At 52.5% G+C, this 7,761-nt stretch carries 7 protein-coding genes and 1 riboswitch; of the genes, 2 read left to right on the forward strand and 5 right to left on the reverse strand.

Annotation, left to right across the window (positions count from 1 at the left end; genetic code table 11):
• Positions 1-1,471: ABC transporter permease/substrate-binding protein (locus tag KH813_RS05250; protein WP_303994146.1), on the reverse strand; the 1,471-nt coding region annotated here is incomplete at its 3' end.
• On the reverse strand, positions 1,468-2,601 hold the full coding sequence (locus tag KH813_RS05255; RefSeq protein ID WP_303994148.1) for an ABC transporter ATP-binding protein: 1,134 nt from the start codon (positions 2,599-2,601) through the stop codon (positions 1,468-1,470). The genes KH813_RS05250 and KH813_RS05255, both read right to left, overlap by 4 nt.
• Before the next feature lie 189 nt (positions 2,602-2,790).
• Positions 2,791-2,890: riboswitch (TPP riboswitch) on the forward strand.
• A 31-nt stretch (positions 2,891-2,921) separates the two neighbouring features.
• Here KH813_RS05255 and thiT point away from each other — a divergent pair.
• Positions 2,922-3,443, forward strand: a complete 522-nt coding sequence (gene thiT, locus KH813_RS05260) for an energy-coupled thiamine transporter ThiT (protein WP_303994150.1) — start codon at positions 2,922-2,924, stop codon at positions 3,441-3,443.
• A 197-nt stretch (positions 3,444-3,640) separates the two neighbouring features.
• On the opposite strand, the gene dcuC is transcribed toward thiT, so the two are convergent.
• From dcuC to KH813_RS05275, 3 genes are all read right to left on the reverse strand, one after another.
• Positions 3,641-5,023: a C4-dicarboxylate transporter DcuC gene (gene dcuC / locus KH813_RS05265; RefSeq protein ID WP_303994153.1), complete on the reverse strand. Its 1,383-nt coding sequence runs from the start codon at positions 5,021-5,023 to the stop codon at positions 3,641-3,643.
• A 208-nt stretch (positions 5,024-5,231) separates the two neighbouring features.
• Positions 5,232-5,576, reverse strand: a complete 345-nt coding sequence (locus KH813_RS05270; protein ID WP_303994162.1) for a helix-turn-helix transcriptional regulator — start codon at positions 5,574-5,576, stop codon at positions 5,232-5,234.
• 344 nt (positions 5,577-5,920) lie between these two features.
• A complete protein-coding gene (locus tag KH813_RS05275) occupies positions 5,921-7,180 on the reverse strand; it encodes a dicarboxylate/amino acid:cation symporter (RefSeq protein WP_303994156.1) in 1,260 nt (419 codons plus the stop codon).
• A 398-nt stretch (positions 7,181-7,578) separates the two neighbouring features.
• On the opposite strand from KH813_RS05275, the gene KH813_RS05280 reads away from it, so the two are divergent.
• A partial coding sequence (locus KH813_RS05280) for a hypothetical protein (RefSeq protein ID WP_303994159.1) occupies positions 7,579-7,761 on the forward strand: 183 nt, incomplete at its 3' end.

Genomic DNA, 7,761 nt, shown 5'->3' on the forward strand with positions numbered 1-7,761 from the left:
TCAGGAGCGGCGCGAGTTCATTCAGCGCGTCCACCACTTCCGGATGCTCTTCGGCGACTTCCGTACGCAGAAGCGGCGTCGCGTAGTACGGCGGGAAGTCATGCCGATCGTCTTCCAGTACTTTCAGGTTGAATTTCTTCAAAAGACCGTCGGTCATGAACGCGTCGATCGCCTGGACTTCATCGTTGTTAATGGCGATGTAGCGCGAGGAGCTGTCGATGCCGAGCGCGTCGGCGAATGACAGACCGTACGCTTGCGTCATGCCGTTCAAACCGTCGGGGCGGTTTTTGAATTCAAAGGTCGTGCCGATATTCATATCTGACGCGACGGCGCGCAGATCACTGATCGTTTCCAGGTTATGCGCGGCCGCGAAATCCGGACGTACCGCAAGCGCGTACGTGTTATTGAACGCGTACTGCGGCAGCATGGTGATGGAAAGCGGCGCGAGTCCCGCTTTACCTTCTTCGTACACCCGCTGCATGTCGCTGATCGGTTCGTTTTTCAAAAGCGAAACGTAGACCGTGCCCGTGTAATCAAGATAAAGATCGATTTCTTTGCTCTTGAGCGCTTCAAACGCGACATTGGTGCCGCCTAAATTGATGCGTCGTTCTACGTTCAGACCCGTATGATCTTCAATGATTTCCGCCATCATGTGACCCATCAGGATGTTTTCGGTGAAATCTTTTGTGCCGACGACCACATCCGCTTTCGGAGCGAACGCTTGCCGGATGCCGGCGTAGCCGCCGCCGAGCACGAGTAAAATCGCCAGCGACGCGATCAGAATTTTAGAGCGACGGTGGCGGCCGATGACCGCTTGACGATCCGTTGTCGGCGAAAGTTGGGTGGCGATCGGCGTGACGAGCTGTTCGACCCGACCCAAGATGTAATCGACGGACAGAGCTAAAATACAGGCGGGAATCGCGCCCGCGAGGATCATGTTGTTATCGACGGTGCGAATGCCGGCGAAGACGAGATCACCCAAGCCGCCCGCGCCGATGAAGGCCGCGATCGTCATCAGGCCGACCGCGGTGACCGAACTGATGCGCACGCCCGCCATGATGACGGGCAAAGCCTGCGGCAATTCGACTTTGCGCAATACCTGCCAGCGTGAAAGACCGATGCCGATCGCCGCTTCACGCATCTGCGGACTGATTTGCGAAATGCCCGTATACGTGTTTTTAATAATCGGCAGCAGCGAGTATAAAATAACGACGATAATCGCCGGCAGACGACCGATCCCGAAAAACGGAATCGCGAAGCCCAACAGCGCCATGCTCGGAATCGCCTGCATGATGTTCGCCGACTGTAATACCGGCGACTGCAGTTTGCGTTGGTACGAGATCAAAATCCCGAGCGGCACGCCCACGAGGACCGAGATCGCGACCGCAATGGCGGTTAATTCGATATGCTCCCACAAAAGAGAAAGAATGTAGGACCAATTGGAGGTGACATAGGAGGTAAAACCGCTCATGCTTGCACCTCCTCATCTTCGATATACTGCTGGGAAAGCGTCGTGACAAGACTTGACTGCGTAATCAGGCCGAGCAGCGAATGTTTTTCATCGACGACCGGAATATAGTAGAGGTCGTGCGCGTTGATTTTCGTCAAGGTGTCGACCAGCGTATCCGACGGCGAGACAGTTTCCACATGCGTTTCCATAACGTCGGCGACCGGCGTTTGCAGATCATCCAATGCGCGCAACTTCTGCGCAAAAACCGAGCCCAGCAGCTCGCGCGTGCGCAGATTGATGACCAAAAGACCGTTGACGTGCGCCCGACGCATGCGCTCCAGCGCGCGGAACGCGGTCAGATCCGGTCCGCAGGTATGCGCGCTGGTGACCATGATGTCTTCGGCGCGGATCAGTTCCGGAGAATTCCAGATTCTGTTTTTACCGATGAAATCGGCGACGAACTGATTGGCCGGATTTTTCAAAATATTTTCCGGCGTGTCATACTGCGCGATCACGCCTTTGTCGATAATGCAAATGCGATCGCCCAGACGGATCGCTTCGTCCATATCATGCGTGACGAAGACGATCGTTTTATGCAATTTGTTTTGCAACGAGCTGACTTCGTCCTGTAGCGCCGTGCGCGTGAGCGGATCCAGCGCGGAAAAAGGCTCGTCCATTAAAATAATATTCGGATCGCAGGCAAACGCGCGGGCGACACCGATGCGTTGCTGCTGACCGCCGGACAGTTCCGACGGATACCGATGCAGAAAATGCTCCGCGTCCAAGCCCACCATATCCAAGAGGTGCGCCGTGCGGTCTTTGATCTGCTCGACCGGCATTTTCAGCGCGCGCGGAATGACTTCGATGTTTTCGGCAATCGTCATATGCGGGAAAAGTCCCGTTTGCTGAATGACGTAGCCGATGTTGCGCCGCAACGCGAGCACATCTTTTTTCGCGATATTTTCGCCGTCAATACGAATTTCTCCCGATGACGGTTGAATGAGCCGGTTGATCATTTTCAACAGCGTCGTCTTGCCGCTGCCGGATTCACCGATTAGGCAAACCGTTTCCCCCGCGGGAATGGTGAGAGTGACATCGCGTAATACTTCGGTTCCTTTGTAACGTTTCGTAATATGGTCAAATTCAATCAATACGACCACTTCCTTTCGTAGCTGACAATTGTCAAATAAGTATGTAAACCGGTCCGAAGTATGCATAAATACATACAAAGAATACTAATATTATAACATTTTTTGAGGTTTTATGCGAATTGGCGTCGCGACAACCGCTTACGGCGCGTGTTTTCTTTGACAAGCGCGGGCCCGCTCGGTATACTGATTCTAATGGTGCGGGGGAACTGCGTACGCGGTTGAGAGGACAAGGTCCGACCCTTTGAACCTGTAGGTTAAGACCTGCGTAGGGAGCACACCCGTCGGAGCGGCGGGCGTTGCCGCAAAGAAGGGAGAGAAAAATGAAATTATCGACACGTGTATTAACGGAAAGCGGTCTTTGCATCGCATTGAGTTTGCTCTTGGGGATGATCGTCTTTTGGCGCATGCCGCAGGGCGGATCGATTCACGCGGCGCATATGGTACCGCTTTTATTATTGGCGCTGCGGCGCGGACCGAAAGTCGGCATGCTGGGCGGTTTGACGTACGGGTTGTTGCATTTCCTGTTGGGGGCAAAATATTCCCTGCATCCGCTGAGCATTATTTTGGATTACCTGCTTGCTTACGCCGCGCTTGGTCTGGCGGGCTACGCGAAAGAGCATAGTCGCGCCAGCGCGTTGGTTTGGTCGACGCTGGCGATGTTCGGCCGCTATGTGATGACCGTGCTGTCCGGCGCGATCGTGTTCGGATCGTATGCGCCGGCGGGCATGAACCCCTGGTGGTACTCGATTACGTATAACGCGACGGTAATTCCTCCGGACGCGATCATCAATTTGATAGTGCTGGCGTTGATTTACGCGCCGATCATGCGCATTCGCCGCTGACAGAAATAAAAAATACGCGCTTAAGCGCGTATTTTTTATGGCTCGATAAACTTTAGGGCGAGTAAGAAGCAGAGCGAAATGACCGCTTTATCTGCGTTTTGAACTCGAGCAAGCCGGTAGGAAAGTGATGCGCGTTGGTTCCCGAGAGAACGTACTACGTCCAATAAAAAAGCACCGCAGTTGCGGTGCTTTTCGTTTTAGAACAACAAGAAGTTCGCGAGCACGAGTGTGATACAAGAACCAATCATCGGGATCGCGGTACGTTTGACGAGATCGAACGACGAAATGTTCGCCATGCCGCTGACGACGATGATAACGGCCGTAATCGGTGAAATCGCGCGGGCGGAGCTGGCGATAAAGTGCATCGGTAAGACCATCGTTACCGCGGCAATACCGCTCTTGGCGGCGATATCCGGAACGAGGTTGGCGAACGCGAAGAACGGAGCGTTACCCGAACCCATAACGACGGCGCACACGCCGATGATGGCGATCATGACGAGCGAAAGCGCGATCGCGCCGAAGCCGCTGTTTTGCGTGCCGGAGATCAGCGCGTCGATCATGCCGCTGACCATGAGGCCGCGGGCGAACGTTTCACCGGCGACGATCAACGTGACGACGTTGGCCATCTGACGGCCCATGCCGTCAAAGAAAATTTGTAACTCTTCCGCTACCTGCTTGCCGTTGCGGGTACGGATATACTGCGCCAGCATGCCGACGGCGGTACCGATGAGCATCGCCTTGATGATGTCCATCTTAATGTCGGGAATCATCAACGGGCTGAAGACCAAAATCAAAGCCAAAGGAACGATCGGCAACAGCGCGTAAATAAGCGGCGGATGCGCATTGTCCAAGTTCACGTTCTCGGTCGATACTTCGACATCTTCTTTGCGCATCGGTTGCACTACGTGACCGTCGCGTTTATCCATGTATTTCTGGGTGAAATAATGCAAAATCGCGACGACAGGGAAGACGCAGAGCGCTACCGGCACCTGGTAATCATGCCAGTACATTACCGGATCGATGCCGGAAAGTTCCGCCGCGAAAATCGTACCGGTGTCACTCGGGCTCCAGTCGAGGCAAAGCGTGGTCGCAATCGCGGCCGCGGCCGAAAGGCGGCTGACGCCGAGCGCTACCAGGATCGGGAACATCGTTACCATCAAGAGCATCGCCAAGCCCGACGCGCTGTTAATGGCCAGACCGAGCACCATGCCGAGCGCCCAGCAGGCGGACAAAACGAGGTACGGCGATTTTAAGCGCAAGAGCGGCTGGATCGTCAGGTTGACGAGCGCGCGGCTCGCGCCGATGTGGTCCATGTAGCGGGCGAAACCGGCGACGGCCATAATGTTCAAGCCGAGTTTAGCGGCGCGCGAGGAAAGCACCGAACGAATAAATTCAAAGAGATCAAAAAGCAAAGAACCGGTGCTGCCTTTACCGGCCGGGAAAATTTCCCCGTACCCTGCAATGACGGACACGAGCATCAGGAACATGCCGCCGATGAATAAAATGGTCTGCGGTTTATAGCGCTTCACAATGAAGTAGGCCACCCAGACGGTTACCAAAAGTGCCAATACAATATTCACAACATCACCCCTCACAACCCTTACTAAGCTTATATTTACAAAGCTTATATATTGGTATTATTATAGCATGATAAAGAATAAAAACGGCTATAAAATTTTTGGGATAGGGGCGTATTTTTTGCTGTTTACGCATATGAATTTGCCATAACGCGCTGCACTTCCGGTTATTCGTCAAATGCGCACAAAAAAACCGCCTCCAGGCGGTTTTTTATTCGAAATCGCAAACTTGCGCATCCTCTTTACAATACTTAATCTGCTGGCATATACATTTGTCTTTTTCGCGGAAAAGTTGCGGCAAGAAGCGCAACAACTCATCGAAACGCTCTTCATTGATCGAATAGCGCGTCCATAAACCTTCGCGACGGGATTTGACGACACCCGCTTCAACAAGAATTTTCATGTGGTAGCTCAGCGTCGACTGCGAGAGCGAAAAACTTTGCAAAATATCGCAGGCGGATAATTCGCTACAGGAAAGCATATCGACAATGCGCAGACGGGTTTCGTCGCTCAATGCTTTGAAAATATCGGCGTAGGTTTTGTAAGTGAGTTCCATGTCAAAATTCCTTTCTGTATCGGTCGCGGGGATGATCTGCAGCGACGCGCTCCGCGCATGCGTGCGCAAGTCGGCGCAACCGATGGGGCAGACTCTTCCGGCGTTTGCGATTCGCTTCACGGGTTTCGGTCCGAAGCGTTTACGGGAGCGCATTGTCTTTGTTCGGCGCTTCACCGGTAAAAATCGCAAATTCCAATCGCATGATTTTATATTGAAAATATTCTTTATACTACTTTACCCGATTTTGACGCTGTTGTCAAAATCTTCGATATAGTGTTGAAAGGATTTATTTTTGCGAAATCAAAAGGAGAGCCCGCGGGCTCTCCTTTGAAAAAGGGGATTATTTATAATGCGACAGCTTCTTCATTGATGCTCGTTTCGCTTTCCGTATTTTCCTGCGCGATATTTTTGCCTTCCCATTGATTGACAATGGTGGCGCAGGTCATATCGCCCGTGACGTTTAAGCAGGTGCGGATCATATCCAAAATACGATCGACGCCGGCGACAAGCGCGATGCCTTCTAACGGCAAACCGGTGGTTTGCAGGACCAGCATGAGCATGATCATGCCGGCGCCCGGAACGCCCGCGGTACCGATGGAAGCGAGGGTCGCCGTCAGAATAATCATCAATTGGTGACCGATATCCAAGTTGATACCGTAAACCTGCGCGATGAAGATCGCGCAAACGCCCTGATAAATCGCCGTGCCGTCCATGTTGATGGTCGCGCCCAACGGCAATACGAAACTGGTAACGGATTTATCGATGTTCAAATTTTCTTCGCAGCATTGCATGGACACCGGTAATGTGCCCGAGGAACTCGAAGTCGTAAAGGCCACCGCCATGGCAGGGAAAACGGCGCGGAAAAATGTCAGCGGGCTCAATTTACCCAGCATTCGCACCAAGCCGCCGTAAATAACGGCGATATGAATGAGACTCGCCAGCGCCGCCACGCCGATCAATTTCATCAGCGGCAACAGGACCGCCGCGCCGCTTGCCGCGACAACCGGCACGATCAGACCGAACACGCCGATCGGTGCGAGCTGCATGATCCACGCGGTGACTTTGTACATGACTTCGGCGAGGCCGGTGAAGAAACGCTCCACGACTTGCGCTTTTTGGCCGACGGCGAGGATGCCGCAACCGAAGAGCAGCGCAAAGAAGATAATCTGCAGCATGTTGCCTTCCGCCAGTGCTTTGATCGGATTCGTCGGAATAATACCGAGCAATACCGACGCGATCGAAGGTGCTTCCTTCACTTTCACGCTGAGTTCGCCAGCCGGCAGCACGAAGCCCGCGCCGACGCTCAACGCGTTGGCGAGCACCAGACCGAGCGTGACGGCGAAACCGGTCGTCAGCATGTAAAAGCCGAATGCTTTGCCGCCGATCGCGCCGAGACGTTTGATGTCACCCAAACCGCACACGCCGACGATCAAAGAGGCGAATACGAGCGGAACGATAATCAACTTAATACAGTTCAGGAATAATATGCCGAGCGGTTTGATCCAAGCGGTCGCGATGGTGGGATTACCCTGTAACATCAGCCCGACGATAACCCCCAAAATGAGCGCGATGAAAATGCGCGCCGATAAACCTAAATGTTTCATGTCGTTCTCCCCTTTGCTATTGTTTTGTACAGGTATCATTATAGAAAGTGAAGGCCTGAATAACAATAGCATATACTGAAAAATACTGTATACATAATTTAGAACGGGTCGAACGATTTGAAATAATATGCAAAAAATATTTTGGGGATAAAGGATCTTTTGCTTGTGTTTAGGGAGTTGTGAGAAAAATGAATCGGAACAAAACGGAGATAAATGCTCCTGATCATTCGTACTTTGTATACAATATACTTTTGTGAGCGCGACAAAATGCTTGCGCGTATGAAATAAAAAGTCCGCTTGACAATGCGCTTGACGAGTAAAAGTTACATGCAAGAACTTGCCTTCGGATTGGCCAAGCCGGTGTTGAAGCGGATAGGAACGATTACGCGGCTTGTATTTTGCGCCGACGCATGGCTGTTTATATAGAGTATAAAAACACGCTTTCGGCGCGCGGAAAACAGGCACAAAAAAAGAACGCGCGAGCGCGTTCTTTTTTATACGTTTACAGTACGTTGACGAGGTCAATCGTCTGTTCACGATCCGGACCGACGGAAATGATGCCGAGTTTTACGCCGGTGAGT

The sequence above is a fragment of the Negativicoccus succinicivorans genome, assembly GCF_018373335.1.
Lineage (GTDB): Bacteria > Bacillota > Negativicutes > Veillonellales > Negativicoccaceae > Negativicoccus > Negativicoccus succinicivorans_A.